Below are 17710 nucleotides of genomic sequence, written 5' to 3' on the forward strand. Positions count from 1 at the left end.
GGGAGCTAACGCGTTCGGCGTACTCATGGTTCTGCTTGAGCTTGAAGAAGCCTTTGTTGTTGAAGTCGATCATGGGGCAGTCCTTGTTGGGCAGCGTGATGAACCAGGTGCGCAACATGATGCTGGTCACTGTCTGGGTGTTCATCGGCATCGAGGGTGCGAGCATCTTCTCGTCCCGGGCGGAAAAACGCTCGGACGTGGGCAAGGCCACCGTTATCGGCTTCATCACCGTGCTGCTGTTCCTGGTGCTGGTGAACGTGCTGTCCCTGGGGATCATGACTCAGCCGGAACTGGCCAAGCTGCAGAACCCGTCCATGGCCGCGGTGCTGGAGCACGTGGTGGGGCACTGGGGGGCGGTGCTGATCAGCGTCGGCCTGATCATCTCGTTGCTGGGAGCGTTGCTGTCGTGGGTGCTGCTGTGTGCGGAGATCATGTTCGCCGCCGCCAAAGACCACACCATGCCTGAGTTCCTGCGCCGGGAAAACGCCAACCAGGTACCGGCCAACGCTCTGTGGCTGACCAACGCCATGGTGCAGATTTTCCTGGTTATCACCCTGTTCTCGGCCAGCACCTACCTGTCGCTGATCTACCTCGCCACCTCGATGATTCTGGTGCCCTACCTGTGGTCGGCGGCGTACGCCGTGCTGCTGGCGGTGCGCGGTGAAACCTACGAACAAGCCCTGGGCGAGCGCAAGAAAGACCTGTTGATCGGCGGCATCGCGCTGATCTACGCGATCTGGCTGCTGTACGCCGGAGGGGTCAAATACCTGCTGCTCTCCGCCCTGCTCTATGCGCCGGGCGTGATCCTGTTCGCCAAGGCCAAGCTGGAGCTGCACAAACCGATTTTCACCCACGTCGAGAAGCTGATTTTCGCTGCGGTAGTCGCAGGTGCCCTGGTGGCGGCCTACGGACTCTACGACGGCTTCCTGACCCTGTAATACCCCCAATTGTGTCTCTGGAGGATCACGAGAATGACCACGGAAAAAGTGAAGTACGGCGTCCACTCCGAAGCCGGCAAACTGCGCAAAGTCATGGTTTGCTCCCCCGGCCTGGCCCATCAGCGGCTGACCCCGAACAACTGCGACGAACTGCTGTTCGACGATGTGCTCTGGGTCGCCCAGGCCAAGCGCGACCACTTCGACTTCGTCACCAAGATGCGCGAGCGGGACATCGATGTGCTGGAAATGCACAACCTGCTGACGGACATCGTTGCCATCCCCGAAGCCCTGGACTGGATCCTCGAACGCAAGATCACCGCCAATCAGGTGGGCCTGGGCCTGGTCAATGAAGTCGGTTCCTGGCTGCGCAGCCTGGAACCGCGCAAGGTCGCCGAGTACCTGATTGGCGGGGTGTCCGCCGATGACTTGCCCAACAGCTTCGGCGGCAAGACCATCGAGATGTTTCGCGATTTCCTCGGCCACTCCAGCTTTATCCTGCCGCCCCTGCCCAACACCCAGTTCACCCGGGACACCACCTGCTGGATCTACGGCGGCGTGACCCTGAACCCGATGTACTGGCCGGCACGACGCCAGGAAACCCTGCTGGCCAGCGCCATCTACAAGTTCCACCCCGAGTTCACCCACGCCGACTTCCAGATCTGGTACGGCGACCCGGACCAGCAACACGGCAATGCCACCCTTGAAGGCGGCGACGTAATGCCCATCGGCAACGGTGTGGTGTTGATCGGCATGGGCGAGCGCTCCTCACGCCAGGCCATCGGCCAGTTGGCACTGAATCTGTTCAAGCACAAGGCTGTGGAGCGAGTGATCGTCGCCGGCCTGCCGAAATCCCGTGCCGCCATGCACCTGGACACCGTGTTCAGCTTCTGCGACCGCGACCTGGTCACCGTCTTCCCGGAAGTGGTGAGCCAGATCGTCGCCTTCACCCTGCGCCCTGACGAAAGCAAACCCGGCGGCATCGACATCCGCCGTGAAGACACCAGTTTCATCGAAACGGTGGCCGCGGCCCTCAACCTCAAGACTCTGCGCGTGGTGGAAACCGGCGGCAACGCCTTCGCCGCCGAGCGCGAGCAATGGGACGACGGCAACAACGTGGTGGCCGTGGAGCCGGGCGTGGTCATCGGCTACGACCGCAATACCTACACCAACACCTTGCTGCGCAAGGCCGGGGTGGAAGTCATCACCATCAGCGCCGGTGAACTGGGACGGGGCCGCGGCGGCGGTCACTGCATGACCTGCCCGATCATCCGCGACCCGATCGATTACTAACCTTTTAACCCAGGCCGCCCCTTATCCCGTGCGCTGGGGGATAACCGAAACCCAAGGAGATCCAAAATGGCGTTCAACATCCACAACCGCAATTTGCTGAGCCTGGAACACCATACTCCACGCGAATTGCGCTACCTGCTGGACCTGTCCCGCGACCTGAAACGCGCCAAATACACCGGCACCGAACAGCAGCACCTCAAGGGCAACAACATCGCCCTGATCTTCGAAAAAACCTCCACCCGTACCCGCTGCGCCTTCGAAGTGGCGGCCTACGACCAGGGCGCCAACGTCACCTACATCGACCCCAATTCGTCACAGATCGGCCACAAGGAAAGCATGAAGGACACTGCGCGCGTGCTGGGGCGCATGTACGACGCTATCGAGTACCGCGGCTTCAAGCAGGAAATCGTCGAGGAACTGGCGAAATTCGCCGGGGTGCCGGTGTTCAATGGCCTGACCGACGAATATCACCCGACGCAAATGATCGCCGACGTACTGACCATGCGCGAACACGCCGACAAGCCGATCCACGAGATCAGCTACGCCTACCTCGGCGACGCCCGCAACAACATGGGCAATTCCCTGCTGCTGGTGGGCGCCAAGCTCGGCATGGACGTGCGCATCTGCGCGCCCAAGGCCCTGTGGCCCCATGACGACCTGGTGGGCCGCTGCAAAAAATACGCAGAGGAAAGCGGCGCGCGCATCACCCTCACCGAAGACCCGAAAGCCGCGGTCAAGGGCGTGGACTTCATCCACACCGATGTCTGGGTGTCCATGGGCGAGCCCGTGGAGGCCTGGGCCGAACGCATCGAGCAATTGCTGCCGTACCAGGTCAACGCCGACCTGATGAAGGCCACCGGCAACCCGCGGACCAAGTTCATGCACTGCCTGCCGGCCTTCCACAACAGCGACACCAAGGTCGGCAAACAGATCGCCGAGCAGTACCCGCACCTGGCCAACGGTATCGAGGTCACCGACGACGTGTTCGAGTCCCCGGCCTGCATCGCCTTCGAGCAAGCGGAAAACCGCATGCACACCATCAAGGCGATCCTGGTCTCGACCCTGGCTGACCTCTAACCCGACCCGTAGGCGCTGGTTTGCCTGCGATAACCGATCCCGCATGCCCATTGCCGGACGCGGGATCGCCGGCAAGCCGGCTTCTACATGCCTCTAGAAGGACTGCATTATGCGTATCGTCGTTGCACTGGGCGGTAACGCCCTGCTCCGCCGCGGTGAACCCATGACCGCGGACAACCAGCGCGCCAATATCCGCATCGCCACCGAGCAGATCGCCAAGGTCCACCCCGGCAACCAACTGGTGATCGCCCACGGCAATGGTCCGCAAGTGGGCCTGCTGTCGCTGCAGGCGGCGGCCTATACCCAGGTTTCGCCCTATCCGCTGGACGTACTGGGCGCCGAAACCGAAGGCATGATCGGCTACATCATCGAACAGGAACTGGGCAACCTGCTGGACTTCGAAGTGCCCTTTGCCACCTTGCTGACCCAGGTCGAAGTGGACCCCAAGGACCCGGCCTTCAAGAACCCGAGCAAACCCATTGGCCCGGTCTACGACAAGGACGAGGCCGAGCGCCTGGCCAAGGAAAAAGGCTGGGCCATCGCGCCCGACGGCGACAAATTCCGCCGAGTGGTGGCCAGCCCGAGACCCAAGCGCATCTTCGAGATCCGTCCGATCAAGTGGCTGCTGGAAAAAAGCAGCATCGTGATCTGCGCCGGCGGTGGCGGCATTCCCACCATGTATGGCGAAGACGGCAAGCTCAAAGGCATTGAGGCCGTGATCGACAAGGACCTGTGTTCAGCGCTGTTGGCCGAACAACTAGAAGCCGACCTGCTGGTGATCGCCACCGACGTCAACGCAGCCTTTATCGACTTCGGCAAGCCGACGCAGAAAGCCATTGCACAGGCCCATCCGGATGACATGGAGAAGCTGGGCTTTGCCGCCGGGTCCATGGGGCCCAAGGTCCAGGCCGCCTGCGAGTTCGCCCGGCACACTGGAAAAGTCGCGGTGATCGGTTCACTCTCGGACATCGAGGCGATCGTCCAGGGCAAGGCCGGCACCCGTATCAGCACCGCCCAGCCCGGGATCAGCTACCTGTAAAACAGCACCCAGAACCGCAGGGGCGGGCCCCGGCTCCGCCCCTCTTCACTGCCTTGAAGGAGAGACGCCTATGGCCACGTTCGAGCCCGGTCACCTGCATATCCAACGTGCACCTCTGCAACCCGGCGACTTTGGTTACGACATCAAGATCGACTACGAAGTGGTGCACGACCCCAAGGAAGGCAGCGCCATGCACTTCACCATGCACGGTGAAATCCAGGAAAAACCCTTCAAGGAAGAATTCACGCTGCCCAAGGACCTGGCCTACAACTTCGCCAGCGAAGCCTTCCATGTCGCGGTCAAGTACGGCATCCCGAAAAACGCTGACCTGCGCTCCATGCATGGTCACTACGACCGGATGTTCGAAGACATTCGCGAGCAACTTCACGCCAAGCCCGGCGACCCGGTCAAACCGGAACACCTGGAATAACCCCCGCAGCTGGCGCATGAGCCGGTCGGCGGAACACCGCGCGAGCGGCTCATGGGGTTGCGGCGATTTCGACTAAGGCTCTTGCCCAAGGCATACTGGCGCCCTTCAGTGGTCCAGAAACCTCAGTCGCCCCATGCGTATCCACGTCAGCTTTATCGACCGCGTCGGCATCACCCAGGAAGTCCTGGCCCTGCTCGGCGGACGCAACCTCAACCTGGATGCGGTCGAGATGGTGCCGCCCAACGTCTATATCGACGCCCCGACCCTGAGCCCCCAAGTGCTGGAGGAACTGCGCGACGCACTGTTCAGCGTGCGCGGCGTGCAGGCGGTGACGGTGGTCGACATCCTCCCCGGGCAACGCCGCCACCTGCAACTCGATGCCCTGCTGGCGGCGATGACCGACCCGGTGCTGGCCCTGGACAGCGCCGGCAAGGTGCTGCTGGCCAACCCGGCCCTGATCGCCCTGTGCGGCCGTGAGCCGGCGGGGGAAAGCATCGCTGAGGTGTTCAACGATCTGGCACTGCTCGACACCCTGCTGGAGCAGGGCTTTCGCCTGCCCCTGCGCGAGATCATCCTCGATGGCCAGACCCTGCTGCTGGATGCCACGCCGATCACCGACGCCGGTGCCCTGTTGACCCTGTACCAACCCAGCCGCATCGGCGAACGCCTGTCAGCCCTGCACCACGATCACGCCGAAGGCTTTGATGCCTTGCTCGGCGAGTCCCCGGCGATCCGCACCCTCAAGGCGCGGGCACAGCGGGTGGCAGCCCTGGATGCACCGCTGCTGATCCAGGGCGAAACCGGCACCGGCAAAGAGCTGGTGGCCCGTGCCTGCCACGCCATCAGCGCCCGGCACAGCGCCCCATTCCTGGCCCTGAACTGCGCGGCGCTCCCGGAAAACCTGGCCGAAAGCGAACTCTTCGGTTACGCCCCGGGGGCCTTCACCGGCGCCCAACGCGGCGGCAAACCGGGGCTGATGGAGTTGGCCAACCAGGGCACGGTGTTTCTGGATGAGATTGGCGAAATGTCGCCGTACCTGCAGGCCAAGCTCTTGCGGTTTCTCAACGACGGCAGCTTCCGCCGGGTCGGCGGCGACCGCGAGATCAAGGTCAATGTGCGCATCCTCAGCGCCACCCACCGTGATCTGGAAAAGATGGTCAGCGAAGGCAGCTTTCGCGAAGACCTGTTCTACCGCCTCAATGTGCTGAATGTCGAAGTGCCGCCGCTGCGCGAGCGCGGGCAGGACATTCTGTTGCTGGCCCGCTATTTCATGCAGCAGGCCTGCGCGCAGATCCAGCGCCCGGTGTGCCGCCTGACTCCGGGCACTTACCCGGCGCTGCTGGGCAACCGCTGGCCGGGCAACGTACGGCAATTGCAGAACGTGATCTTTCGCGCTGCGGCGATCTGCGAAAGCAACTTGGTGGACATCGGCGACCTGGACATTGCCGGCACCTCGGTGGCTCGGCAGAACGACGTCGAAGTCGAAAGCCTGGAACAGGCCGTGGAAGCCTTCGAGAAGGATCTGCTGGAAAACCTCTACGTCAACTACCCCTCGACCCGGCAACTGGCCAACCGCCTGCAAACCTCCCACACCGCCATCGCCCACCGCCTGCGCAAATACGGCATTCCCAACAAAGCCTGACTCAACCCGATTCACGTGGATCGGGTTGCAAATCCGCTCTGAAAGCGACGTTCACTGTACTGAAAGCGCTACAGCGGAACGATATCAATACACCCCGCCACAACCTGCACTCTCCAAGGCTTTGATCCACATGGACTTTTTTCTTGGGCTTCGAGCGTAGCGATTTCGCTACAGCTGCTTTCTTTGGCATGGCCCACAAAACACTCAAACCATTGATTTATAACGAATAAAAAACATTGGCCGCGTTCTTGCTATGGACATTGCCATTCAGCTCGGCCCTGCACGAGCATTTAATCGCGTCCACCAGACGAGTCTGGCCCTTGAGGAGTTCCCATGAGCGAGTTGCGTTTCACTGAAGATCACGAATGGCTGCGTACCGAAGCCGATGGCAGCGTCACAGTCGGCATCACGGCTTTCGCCCAGAACGCCTTGGGGGATGTGGTGTTTGTGCAACTGCCTGAACTGCAACGCTACGAAAAGGGCGCAGAAGCCGCCACCGTGGAGTCGGTGAAAGCCGCCAGCGGTGTGTACATGCCTTTGGACGGCGAAGTGGTCGCCACCAACCCGGCCCTGGAAGACAGCCCCGAGCTGGTCAATGAAGCACCACTGGGGGAAGGCTGGTTCTTCCGCTTCATCCCTGCGGATGCCGCCGCTGTCGGCCAACTGCTGGATCAAGACGCCTACGACCGTCTGATCAAAGCCAACGCTGACGCCTGAGGAGCCGCCATGACGATTAATCTGAGCACCGCCAACGAATTCATCGCACGCCACATCGGCCCGCGCCAGGGCGACGAGCAAGCCATGCTCAACAGCCTCGGCTTCGACTCCCTGGAAGCCTTGAGCGCCAGCGTCATCCCCGAGAGCATCAAGGGCACCAGCGTGCTGGAACTGGGTGCCGGGCAGAGCGAAGCCGATGCCCTGGCCGCGATCAAAGCCATCGCCGCCCACAACCAACTGTTCAAGACCTACATCGGCCAGGGCTACTACAGCTGCCACACGCCATCGCCGATTCTGCGCAACCTCCTGGAAAACCCGGCCTGGTACACCGCCTATACCCCTTACCAGCCCGAAATTTCCCAAGGCCGCCTGGAAGCCCTGCTGAACTTCCAGACCCTGATCAGCGACCTCTCCGGCCTGCCGATTGCCAACGCGTCCCTGCTCGACGAAGCCACCGCGGCGGCCGAAGCCATGACGTTCTGCAAGCGCCTGAGCAAGAACAAAGGCAGCCACGCCTTCTTCGCTTCTGTGCATTGCCACCCGCAAACCCTGGACGTGCTACGCACCCGTGCCGAACCTTTGGGCATTGATGTGGTGGTGGGCGATGAGCGCCAACTGACCGATGTCAGCCCGTTCTTCGGCGCCCTGCTGCAGTACCCGGCGAGTAACGGTGACCTGTTCGACTACCGCGAACTGACCGAGCGCTTCCACACCGCCAACGCCCTGGTCGCGGTGGCCGCCGACCTGCTGGCCCTGACCCTGCTGACCCCACCGGGCGAGTTCGGCGCCGACGTGGCCATCGGCAGCGCACAACGCTTTGGTGTGCCCCTGGGCTTTGGTGGCCCGCACGCGGCGTACTTCTCCACCCGCGACGCCTTCAAGCGCGACATGCCCGGCCGCCTGGTAGGCGTCTCGGTGGACCGTTTCGGCAAGCCGGCCCTGCGCCTGGCCATGCAAACCCGCGAGCAGCACATCCGCCGCGAGAAGGCCACCAGCAACATCTGCACTGCCCAGGTCCTGCTGGCCAACATCGCCAGCATGTACGCCGTGTATCACGGCCCCAAGGGCCTGACCCAGATTGCCCAGCGCATTCATCACCTGACCGCGATCCTGGCCAAGGGCTTGAAGGACCTGGGGCTTTCGGTGGAGCAGGCACACTTCTTCGACACCCTGAGCCTGCACACCGGTGCCCGCACCGTCACGCTGCACGACAAGGCTCGTGCCCAACGCATCAACCTGCGGGTCATCGACGCTGAGCGCCTGGGCCTGTCCCTGGACGAGACCAGCAGCCAGGCCGATGTTGAAGCCCTGTGGGGCTTGTTGGCCGACGGCCAGGCGCTGCCGGATTTCGCCGCCCTCGCCGCCTCCGTGGCCAGCAGCATTCCGGCCACCCTGGTGCGTCAGTCGCCGATCCTCAGCCACCCGGTGTTCAATCGCTATCACTCGGAAACCGAGCTGATGCGCTACCTGCGCAAGCTGGCGGACAAGGACCTGGCCCTGGATCGCACCATGATCCCGCTGGGCTCCTGCACCATGAAACTCAACGCCGCCAGCGAAATGATCCCGGTGACCTGGGCCGAGTTCGGTGCCCTGCACCCGTTCGCGCCAGCCGAGCAAAGCGCCGGCTACCAGCAACTGACCGATGAATTGGAGGCCATGCTTTGCGCCGCCACCGGCTACGACGCCGTGTCCCTGCAGCCCAACGCGGGCTCCCAGGGCGAGTACGCCGGTCTGCTGGCCATCCGTGCCTATCACCAAAGCCGTGGCGATGACCGTCGCGATATCTGCCTGATCCCGTCTTCCGCCCACGGCACCAACCCGGCCACCGCCAACATGGCCGGTATGCGCGTGGTGGTCACGGCGTGCGACGCCCGTGGCAACGTGGATATCGAAGACCTTCGCGCCAAGGCCATCGAGCACCGCGAACACCTCGCCGCTCTGATGATCACCTACCCCTCGACCCACGGCGTGTTCGAAGAGGGCATCCGCGAAATCTGCGGGATCATTCACGACAACGGCGGCCAGGTGTACATCGACGGCGCCAACATGAACGCCATGGTCGGCCTCTGCGCCCCGGGCAAGTTCGGCGGCGACGTGTCCCACCTGAACCTGCACAAGACCTTCTGCATTCCCCACGGCGGTGGCGGTCCGGGCGTTGGCCCGATCGGCGTCAAATCCCACCTGGCGCCCTTCCTTCCTGGCCACGCGGCCATGGAACGCAAGGAAGGCGCGGTGTGTGCGGCACCGTTCGGCAGCGCGAGCATCTTGCCGATCACCTGGATGTACATCCGCATGATGGGCGGTGCCGGCCTCAAACGCGCCTCGCAGTTGGCGATCCTGAATGCCAACTACATTTCCCGGCGCCTGGAAGAACACTACCCAGTGCTCTACAGCGGCAGCAACGGCCTGGTGGCCCACGAATGCATCCTCGACCTGCGCCCCCTGAAGGACAGCAGCGGCATCAGCGTTGATGACGTGGCCAAGCGCCTGATCGACTTTGGCTTCCACGCACCGACCATGTCGTTCCCGGTGGCCGGCACCTTGATGATCGAGCCGACCGAGAGTGAGTCCAAAGAAGAGCTGGATCGCTTCTGCGACGCCATGATCCGCATCCGCGAAGAAATCCGCGCGGTGGAAAGCGGCGCCCTGGACAAGGACGACAACCCACTGAAAAACGCGCCACACACAGCCGCCGAACTGGTGGGCGAATGGTCCCATCCGTACAGCCGCGAGCAGGCCGTCTACCCTGTGGCATCGCTGATCGAAGGCAAATACTGGCCGCCGGTTGGCCGGGTCGACAACGTGTTCGGCGACCGCAACCTGGTGTGTGCGTGCCCGTCGATCGAGAGTTACGTGTAAAGCAGTTGCAAGCGGCAAGTTTCAAGCTGCAAGTTAGAAGCCCAATGGCGCTTTCTTGCAGCTTGTCGCTTGCTGCCGCCCACATAACAAGAAACCGGAGAACTCCCATGTCCCTGAGTGTGTTCGACCTGTTCAAGATTGGCATCGGCCCCTCCAGTTCCCACACCGTTGGCCCGATGCGCGCGGCAGCACGCTTTGCCGAAGGCTTGCGCCGGGATGGGCTGCTGGCCAGTACTCAGTGCGTCAAAGTCGAGCTGTACGGCTCACTGGGCGCCACGGGCAAAGGCCATGGCAGCGACAAGGCCGTGCTCCTGGGGCTGGAAGGTGAACACCCGGACACCGTGAATACCGAAAACGTCGCCACCCGCCTGCTGGATATCCGCAGCAGCGGCCGCCTTAACCTGCTTGGTGAACACACCATTGTGTTCAACGAGAAAGAACATCTGGCAATGATCCGCAAGCCGCTGGCCTATCACCCCAACGGCATGATCTTTCGCGCTTTCGACGCCGCCGGCATCCAGGTCCGCAGCCGCGAGTACTACTCAGTCGGTGGCGGTTTTGTCGTGGATGAAGACGCCGCCGGCGCCGACCGCATCGTCGAAGACGCCACGCCCCTGACCTTCCCGTTCAAAAGCGCCAAGGACCTGCTGTTGCATTGCAGCACCTACGGGCTGTCCATCAGCCAGGTGATGCTGACCAATGAAAGTGCCTGGCGCCCGGAAGCACAAACCCGCGCCGGCCTGCTGCATATCTGGCAAGTCATGCAGGACTGTGTGGATGCAGGTTGTCGCAACGAGGGGATTCTGCCCGGCGGCCTCAAGGTCAAACGCCGCGCCGCAGCCCTGCACCGGCAATTGTGCAAGAACCCCGAGGCGGCGCTGCGCGATGCCTTGTCGGTGCTGGATTGGGTCAACCTCTATGCTCTGGCGGTCAATGAGGAAAACGCCAACGGCGGGCGCGTGGTCACCGCGCCCACCAATGGTGCAGCCGGCATCGTCCCGGCGGTGCTGCATTACTACATGCGCTTTATTCCCGGTGCCAATGAAGACGGTGTGGTGCGGTTTCTGCTCACCGCGGCCGCCATCGGCATTCTCTACAAGGAAAACGCCTCGATCTCCGGCGCCGAGGTCGGCTGCCAAGGGGAAGTGGGCGTTGCCTGTTCCATGGCCGCGGGTGCCCTCTGCGAAGTTCTGGGCGGCACTGTGCAACAAGTGGAAAACGCTGCCGAAATCGGCATGGAACACAACCTGGGCCTGACCTGCGACCCGATTGGCGGGCTGGTGCAGGTACCGTGCATCGAGCGCAATGCCATGGGCTCGGTCAAGGCGATCAACGCCGTGCGCATGGCATTGCGGGGCGACGGGCAGCATTTCGTCTCCCTGGACAAGGTCATCCGCACCATGCGCCAGACCGGCGCCGACATGAAAAGCAAATACAAGGAAACCGCCCGCGGTGGTTTGGCCGTCAACATTATCGAGTGCTGATGCGGGTAACGCCGGATCGCGCCTATTTTCAGGAGCTGAACATGTCCACCGAATCACTGTTGAAAACCCCGCTGCACGCCCTGCACCTTGAGCTGGGCGCACGCATGGTGCCGTTCGCCGGCTACGACATGCCGGTGCAGTACCCACTGGGCGTGATGAAAGAACACCAGCACACCCGCGAGCACGCTGGGCTCTTCGACGTGTCCCACATGGGGCAGATCCGCCTGAGCGGCGCCAACGCTGCCCAGGCCCTGGAAACCCTGGTGCCGGTGGACATCATCGACCTGCCCGTGGGCATGCAGCGCTACGCCATGTTCACCAACGACCAGGGCGGCATTCTCGATGACCTGATGGTCGCCAACCTGGGGGACGATCAGCTGTTTTTGGTGGTCAACGCCGCCTGCAAGGATCAAGACCTGGCCCACCTGCGCCAGTACATCGGCGAGCAATGCGAGATTCAGCCACTGTTCGAAGAACGCGCCCTGCTGGCTCTGCAAGGCCCGGCAGCGGTCACGGTGCTGGCGCGCCTGGCCCCTGAAGTGGCGAGCATGACCTTTATGCAGTTCAAGCCGGTCAAGCTCCAGGGCATCGACTGTTTCATCAGCCGTTCGGGCTACACCGGCGAAGATGGATTCGAAATCTCCGTACCCGCGGCCGCTGCCGAAGCCCTGGCCCGCACCCTGTTGGCTGAGCCGGAAGTCGCGGCCATTGGCCTGGGCGCCCGCGACTCCCTGCGCCTGGAGGCCGGCCTATGCCTCTATGGCCACGATATGAGTAGCGACACCACGCCGATCCAGGCCAGCCTGCTTTGGGCCATCTCCAAGGCACGTCGCGCCGATGGCACACGGGCAGGTGGCTTCCCCGGCGCCGAGACGATCTTTGCCCAGCAGCAAGCTGGCGTGGGCCACAAACGTGTAGGCCTGTTGCCACAGGAGCGCACACCTGTGCGTGAAGGCGCAGAGATCGTCAACGAAGCGGGAGCGGTGATTGGCCGTGTTTGCAGCGGCGGTTTCGGGCCGACCCTGGGCGGCCCGTTGGCCATGGGTTACGTCGACAGCCAATACTCGGCACTTGATACGCCGGTGTGGGCAATTGTTCGTGGGAAAAAGGTATCAATGCTTGTAAGTAAAATGCCATTTGTAGCTCAACGCTACTATCGAGGCTGACGGACTGTTTCTATAAGTAACGCGACCGCGTTAAAAGTGCACTAATCTGTAACGCGACCGCCATAAAACAGTGCATATTTTCACAATCGAACTGTACTTATAACAGTCCCATACAATTGAACGACGCTATCGAATAAGCCCCGCCCTCCAGCCTCGGCAAACCTCATCAAGCTGAGTAAAACCGGGGGGTTCGCGGGGCTTGTTTTTTCTCCCGTAGTTGGCGTAGAGTTTCCCCACTGTGTTTGCATGGGTCGCTTGGAATCGTGACCTGGGCAGTAGCCAACAAGTTTGCTACAACCCGTTCGACGTCTCTTACTTTCCTGCAACCCAGCCCAGTACTCTTTCATGAGAAAGAGACTGTCATTAATTTTTAGTGTCAAAGGAAATAAGAAATGTCCCAACGTCAGAGCGGTACCGTCAAGTGGTTTAACGACGAGAAAGGTTTTGGTTTTATCACTCCAGAAAGCGGTCCGGATCTGTTCGTGCACTTCCGCGCCATTCAGGGCAACGGCTTCAAAAGTCTGAAAGAAGGCCAGAAAGTGACCTTCATCGCTGTGCAGGGCCAAAAAGGCATGCAAGCAGACGAAGTACAAGCTGAAGCTTAATCGTCTGTAACGAAAAAGCCCCTGATGCTGACATCAGGGGCTTTTTTGTGCGCGCAATTCCGTAAAATGGCTTCTTTTTTCTCGAGAGCCCGTCATGCCGAAACCTCTGCTAAGCCCCCAAGGCGAGTTTCCTGCCGCCGGCCTGGGCCGTCGCCTGGCAGCGATGTTCTATGATTTTCTGCTGTGCACGGCCCTGCTGATCGTCACAGGCGGCGTCTACAAGCTGATTCAGATGCAGATCATCGGCGAAAGCAAAATGCGCGCACTGACCGAATCCGGCGCCCTGGACGGCGATCCGCTCTACTCCACCGTGCTACTGCTGATGCTCTTTGGTTTTTTCGCCAAGTTCTGGACCCATTCCGGGCAGACCCTGGGCATGCAGGTCTGGGGCATTCGCGTACAGAACGCCGATGGCAGCCGTATCAGCCTGTGGCAGGCGCTGTTGCGCTTTATGGTGTCGATGGCGTCGTGGCTATGCGCGGGGCTGGGATTCTTCTGGGTCTTGGTGGACAAGCAACAGCGCGCCTGGCACGACATCTATTCCGACAGCCGAATCGTGCGTATCCCCAAACAGAAAAAATAACCCGCCGCTTACAAAAAACGCCCCGAACTGTCGGGGGCGTTTTCATTGGTGCGGACAAAAACCGATCAGGCGTTGCCGGCCAGCTTCATCCGCGCGGCCTGAGTGAAGTCCAGCATGCGTTTGAGCGGGCGAATCGCCTGGGGAATCAGCGCCGGGTCGACGAAGATTTCATTGCTACCCTCACGCAGGCACTGCAGGGTGCGCTCCAGGGTGTTCATGGCCATCCAAGGGCAGTGGGCACAGCTACGGCACGCTGCGCCGTTACCCGCTGTAGGGGCCTCGATAAACACCTTGTCGGGGCACAGCTGCTGCATCTTGTAGAAAATGCCGCGGTCGGTGGCCACGATAAAGGTCTTGTTCGGCAGGCGTTGTGCCGCTGCGATCAATTGGCTGGTGGAACCCACCGCATCCGCCAACTCGATCACCGAAGTCGGAGACTCCGGGTGCACCAGAATCGCCGCATCCGGATAGAGCGCCTTCATGTCTTCCAATTGCTTGGACTTGAACTCCTCGTGAACGATGCAGGCACCGTCCCAGAGCAGCATGTCGGCGCCGGTCTGGCGCTGAATATAGGTGCCTAGGTGCTTGTCAGGGCCCCAGATGATGGTTTCGCCGTTATCCATCAGGCTTTCGACGATTTCCAGGGCACAGCTGGAGGTCACGACCCAATCGGCCCGCGCCTTGACCGCTGCGGAGGTGTTGGCATACACCACCACCGTGCGCTCGGGATGCTGGTCACAAAACGCCGAGAAGTCCTCCACCGGGCAACCCAGGTCCAACGAACAGGTGGCCTCCAGCGTCGGCATCAACACACGCTTTTCCGGGTTGAGGATCTTGGCGGTCTCGCCCATGAAACGTACGCCGGCCACCACCACGGTCTTGGCCGGATGAGCGTTGCCGAAGCGGGCCATTTCCAGGGAATCGGAAACACAGCCACCGGTTTCTTCGGCCAGGGCCTGAATCACCGGATCGCAGTAGAAATGGGCAACCAGCACCGCATCCTGAGCCTTGAGCTCAGCAGCGATAGCGGCGCGCAAATGGGATTCTTCGGCCGCAGTCAGTGGTTTGGGCTGCTTGGCGTCGAGGTGGGCTTGAACCAGAAGGCGTTCAGAAATTTGCGTCATGTTCGCAAGACCTGCAGGCGCTAGGGGCGCGAAAGTCGAGTGTACCACCGGCTCCGGACCGTTCAGAGGCCCCGCCGGGAGAGTGAGTTCATCAGGCACGGACAGCATTGAAGCTGAGCAAGGCTACAGAATATACCCGTTAGGCAACAGTGCATTCTAAGCAGTACCCGCGGCACAGGCACCCGAGTGAGACGCTACAAAAACTCGGGGCAAAAAAAAATCCGGAAATCCGCATTTTCATGGGCCTTCCAGACTTTTAAAACAGCTAAAAATGGTGGGTCGTGTGGGATTCGAACCTACGACCAATTGGTTAAAAGCCAACTGCTCTACCAACTGAGCTAACGACCCGCTGTGTGGTGGCGCGTATAATACTGATTTCTAACGGGAATTCAACACCCAATATGAAAAAAATCAGAAATAACGTGTTGGGTCACTGATTCCGGCCGCAGCGAAGCCTTCAGCACGCAGGCGGCAGCTGTCGCATTTACGGCACGCACGCCCTTGATCGTCCGCCTGATAGCAGGAAACTGTCAGGGCGTAATCGACCCCCAACCCTACCCCTGCCTTGACGATGTCGGCCTTGCTGAGGTTCTGCAGCGGTGCCTGAATGCGGAACCCCTGCCCTTCTACACCGGCCTTGGTCGCGAGGTTAGCCATACGCTCGAACGCCTCGACAAACTCAGGACGGCAATCCGGGTAGCCGGAATAATCCACGGCGTTTACGCCGATAAAGATGTCACGAGCCCCCAGGACCTCCGCCCAGCCCAGGGCCAGGGACAGGAACACGGTATTGCGAGCCGGTACATAAGTGACGGGAATGCCTTCGCTGGGCGCCTCAGGCACATCAATGGAGCTGTCCGTCAGGGCTGAACCGCCGATACCGTCCAGATTGAGACCAATGACCTTGTGCTCGATCACGCCCAAATTTCGCGCTACACGCTCAGCAGCCTGCAACTCGGCACGATGGCGCTGACCGTAGTCAAAGCTCATGGTGTAGCAGCTGAAGCCTTCGGCCCGGGCCATTGCAACCACCGTCGCCGAATCAAGGCCGCCAGATAGCAGGATCACTGCACGCTTTTCGCTCGTAGCTTGATGCGGTTGTTGATCAGTCATTTCAGCGCCCCGGCTCATCATTCCAGAGGTATTTATGCAGCTGCAATTGCAAGCGTACTGGCAAGTTGTCAGCGACCACCCAATCAGCCAGGTCACGAGCATTCAAGTCGTGATGGCTAGGCGAAAACAACACTTCGCCAGCCCGTTGCTCGAGGCCGAACTGGATCAGCTTGGAAACGGCCCAGTCATAGTCCTCACGGGAGCAGATCACAAACTTGACCTGGTCATTGGGTGTCAACAGCTCGATGTTCTCGTAGCGGTTGCGGTGCGCCTCTTTCGAACCCGGCGTCTTGAGATCCAGCACGCGGCTCACGCGAGGGTCCACCGCTGAAATATCCAGGGCGCCACTGGTCTCCAGCGACACCTCATAACCGGCATCACAGAGTTGTTTGAGCAAAGGAATGGCATTGGGTTGCGCCAGTGGCTCGCCACCGGTCACGCAAACGTAACGCGGGCGGAAGCCGGCAACCTGCTCAAGGATGTCCTCAAGGGTACGGATAGTGCCGCCGCTGAACGCATAGGCACTGTCGCAGTATTGGCAACGCAACGGGCAACCGGTCAGGCGCACAAATACAGTGGGCAGGCCAGCGGTCCGAGTTTCACCCTGCAACGAGTAAAAAACTTCGGTAATTCTCAATGTGTCTTGCATAGTCGCCACGGGCGTAACAGCTAAACAGGCTGTCCGCCTCCGTCAGGCACTTCAAGAAACCCCGCCAACGCGCAGATCTCAGGAAGCGTGTTTCATAAAAAGGGCGTGGATTCTAACGAAAAAACCCGCGACAAGCGCGGGTTTCTTCAAAACGGCTCAAGCTCGATTACATGCGTTGCAAATCGCGCTGAGCCAACTGAGCAGCGGAAGTACCCGGATATTGGGCTACCACCTGCTGCAGAATGCCTTTGACCCGGTCGGCATGACCCAGGCGGCGCTCTACATCAGCCAATTTGTACAGCGAGTCCGGCACCTTGGCGTGCTTAGGGTAAAGCTGGGAGACTTTGGCAAAGGCCTGGCCAGCACCTTGCAAGTCACCCTTGGCCAAGTTCACCTCACCCAACCAGTACTGGGCATTGCCCGCGTATTGGCTGTTGGGGTACTTGCGCAGGAAGGCCGAGAAAGCCTGGCTGGCCTTGTCGAAATCCTTGGCTTTGATCAGGTCGAAGGCAGCATCGTAATAGAGCTTTTCCTTCGCCGGGTCAGCCGGTTCGCTGCTCGCCGCTGGAGCCTGAGCAGGGGCTCCGGCAGCAGCACCGGCGGCGCTCATGTCGCCACCGGTTGAAGAATTATCAGGAGTGGCGGCAGGTGCAACACCGCTTCCAATGCGCCGATCAAGATCCTGGTAACGCTCCAAGTTTTCTTGCTTCATGCGCGAAACATCATTTTGCAGTACTTCGATCACACCTTGTTGCCGTGCGATTTGCTCCTGCATCTGCTGCAGTTGCTGGAACAGCTCGCCCTGTGCCGAGACAGGGGTCGAAACCCCTCCCCCGGCATAGGCGCCGTTCGTGCCATAACCCGCTGGCGGATAACTGCTCCCGCTATTGTTATAGCCGGAGTTGTTATCGACCACAGGAACCGCAGCCTGCGCCGCAAGCGGCGCGAGGCTGAGAGCCAAAATAGTTACAGCACGACGGCACGTTCGCATGAC

The 17710-nt window shown here is 61.1% G+C and carries 15 protein-coding genes, 1 tRNA gene and 2 pseudogenes; 12 read left to right on the forward strand and 6 right to left on the reverse strand.

The annotated features are described in order from the left end of the window. Positions 1 to 73: pseudogene (locus M1B34_RS19895) on the reverse strand (PH domain-containing protein); the annotation flags it as partial. Positions 74 to 80: 7 nt separating this feature from the next. On the opposite strand from M1B34_RS19895, the pseudogene M1B34_RS19900 reads away from it, so the two are divergent. The 12 genes and pseudogenes from M1B34_RS19900 to M1B34_RS19955 all read left to right on the forward strand — a co-directional run. Then, positions 81 to 938: pseudogene (locus tag M1B34_RS19900) on the forward strand (amino acid permease); the annotation flags it as partial. Positions 939 to 971: 33 nt separating this feature from the next. Next, positions 972 to 2228, forward strand: a complete 1257-nt coding sequence (gene arcA / locus M1B34_RS19905) for an arginine deiminase (protein WP_268266037.1) — start codon at positions 972 to 974, stop codon at positions 2226 to 2228. 66 nt (positions 2229 to 2294) lie between these two features. Continuing rightward, positions 2295 to 3305, forward strand: coding sequence for an ornithine carbamoyltransferase (locus tag M1B34_RS19910; protein WP_123328571.1), 1011 nt, complete (start codon positions 2295 to 2297; stop codon positions 3303 to 3305). 109 nt (positions 3306 to 3414) lie between these two features. After that, positions 3415 to 4344 carry a carbamate kinase gene (gene arcC / locus M1B34_RS19915; RefSeq protein WP_123328572.1) on the forward strand — a complete coding sequence of 310 codons (930 nt, stop codon included), beginning with the start codon at positions 3415 to 3417 and terminating at the stop codon, positions 4342 to 4344. A 70-nt stretch (positions 4345 to 4414) separates the two neighbouring features. Next, entirely contained in the window at positions 4415 to 4774 is a 360-nt protein-coding gene (locus M1B34_RS19920) for a DUF5064 family protein (RefSeq protein ID WP_123328573.1), read from the forward strand. 133 nt (positions 4775 to 4907) lie between these two features. Then, complete coding sequence (locus M1B34_RS19925) at positions 4908 to 6416, forward strand: sigma-54-dependent transcriptional regulator (protein ID WP_268266038.1); 1509 nt, start codon at positions 4908 to 4910, stop codon at positions 6414 to 6416. Positions 6417 to 6749: 333 nt separating this feature from the next. Continuing rightward, positions 6750 to 7133 (forward strand): glycine cleavage system protein GcvH, encoded by a 384-nt coding sequence (gene gcvH, locus M1B34_RS19930; RefSeq protein ID WP_123328575.1) that lies wholly within the window; start codon positions 6750 to 6752, stop codon positions 7131 to 7133. Positions 7134 to 7142: 9 nt separating this feature from the next. Beyond that, positions 7143 to 9992 (forward strand): aminomethyl-transferring glycine dehydrogenase, encoded by a 2850-nt coding sequence (gene gcvP, locus M1B34_RS19935; protein ID WP_268266039.1) that lies wholly within the window; start codon positions 7143 to 7145, stop codon positions 9990 to 9992. 107 nt (positions 9993 to 10099) lie between these two features. Further along, complete coding sequence (locus tag M1B34_RS19940) at positions 10100 to 11476, forward strand: L-serine ammonia-lyase (RefSeq protein WP_268266040.1); 1377 nt, start codon at positions 10100 to 10102, stop codon at positions 11474 to 11476. A 41-nt stretch (positions 11477 to 11517) separates the two neighbouring features. Next, complete coding sequence (gcvT, locus tag M1B34_RS19945) at positions 11518 to 12642, forward strand: glycine cleavage system aminomethyltransferase GcvT (protein WP_268266041.1); 1125 nt, start codon at positions 11518 to 11520, stop codon at positions 12640 to 12642. A 392-nt stretch (positions 12643 to 13034) separates the two neighbouring features. Further along, the gene (locus M1B34_RS19950; RefSeq protein WP_007977299.1) at positions 13035 to 13247 is read left to right on the forward strand and encodes a cold-shock protein; all 213 of its coding nucleotides are present in this window, start codon (positions 13035 to 13037) and stop codon (positions 13245 to 13247) included. 94 nt (positions 13248 to 13341) lie between these two features. Then, positions 13342 to 13830, forward strand: a complete 489-nt coding sequence (locus tag M1B34_RS19955; protein WP_268266042.1) for an RDD family protein — start codon at positions 13342 to 13344, stop codon at positions 13828 to 13830. A 65-nt stretch (positions 13831 to 13895) separates the two neighbouring features. On the opposite strand, the gene nadA is transcribed toward M1B34_RS19955, so the two are convergent. The 5 genes from nadA to ybgF form a co-directional block, all read right to left on the reverse strand. Beyond that, on the reverse strand, positions 13896 to 14954 hold the full coding sequence (nadA, locus tag M1B34_RS19960) for a quinolinate synthase NadA (RefSeq protein ID WP_268261723.1): 1059 nt from the start codon (positions 14952 to 14954) through the stop codon (positions 13896 to 13898). 272 nt (positions 14955 to 15226) lie between these two features. Continuing rightward, a tRNA-Lys gene (locus M1B34_RS19965) sits at positions 15227 to 15302 on the reverse strand. 63 nt (positions 15303 to 15365) lie between these two features. After that, positions 15366 to 16067: a 7-cyano-7-deazaguanine synthase QueC gene (gene queC / locus M1B34_RS19970; protein ID WP_268266043.1), complete on the reverse strand. Its 702-nt coding sequence runs from the start codon at positions 16065 to 16067 to the stop codon at positions 15366 to 15368. A gap of 1 nt (position 16068) precedes the next feature. Then, a complete protein-coding gene (gene queE, locus M1B34_RS19975; protein ID WP_268266044.1) occupies positions 16069 to 16716 on the reverse strand; it encodes a 7-carboxy-7-deazaguanine synthase QueE in 648 nt (215 codons plus the stop codon). A 166-nt stretch (positions 16717 to 16882) separates the two neighbouring features. Further along, the gene (gene ybgF, locus M1B34_RS19980) at positions 16883 to 17707 is read right to left on the reverse strand and encodes a tol-pal system protein YbgF (protein WP_123328582.1); all 825 of its coding nucleotides are present in this window, start codon (positions 17705 to 17707) and stop codon (positions 16883 to 16885) included. Positions 17708 to 17710: the final 3 nt, after the last annotated feature.

Origin of the sequence: Pseudomonas morbosilactucae, from assembly GCF_023241715.1 — a bacterium.
Classification (GTDB): Bacteria; Pseudomonadota; Gammaproteobacteria; order Pseudomonadales; family Pseudomonadaceae; genus Aquipseudomonas; species Aquipseudomonas morbosilactucae.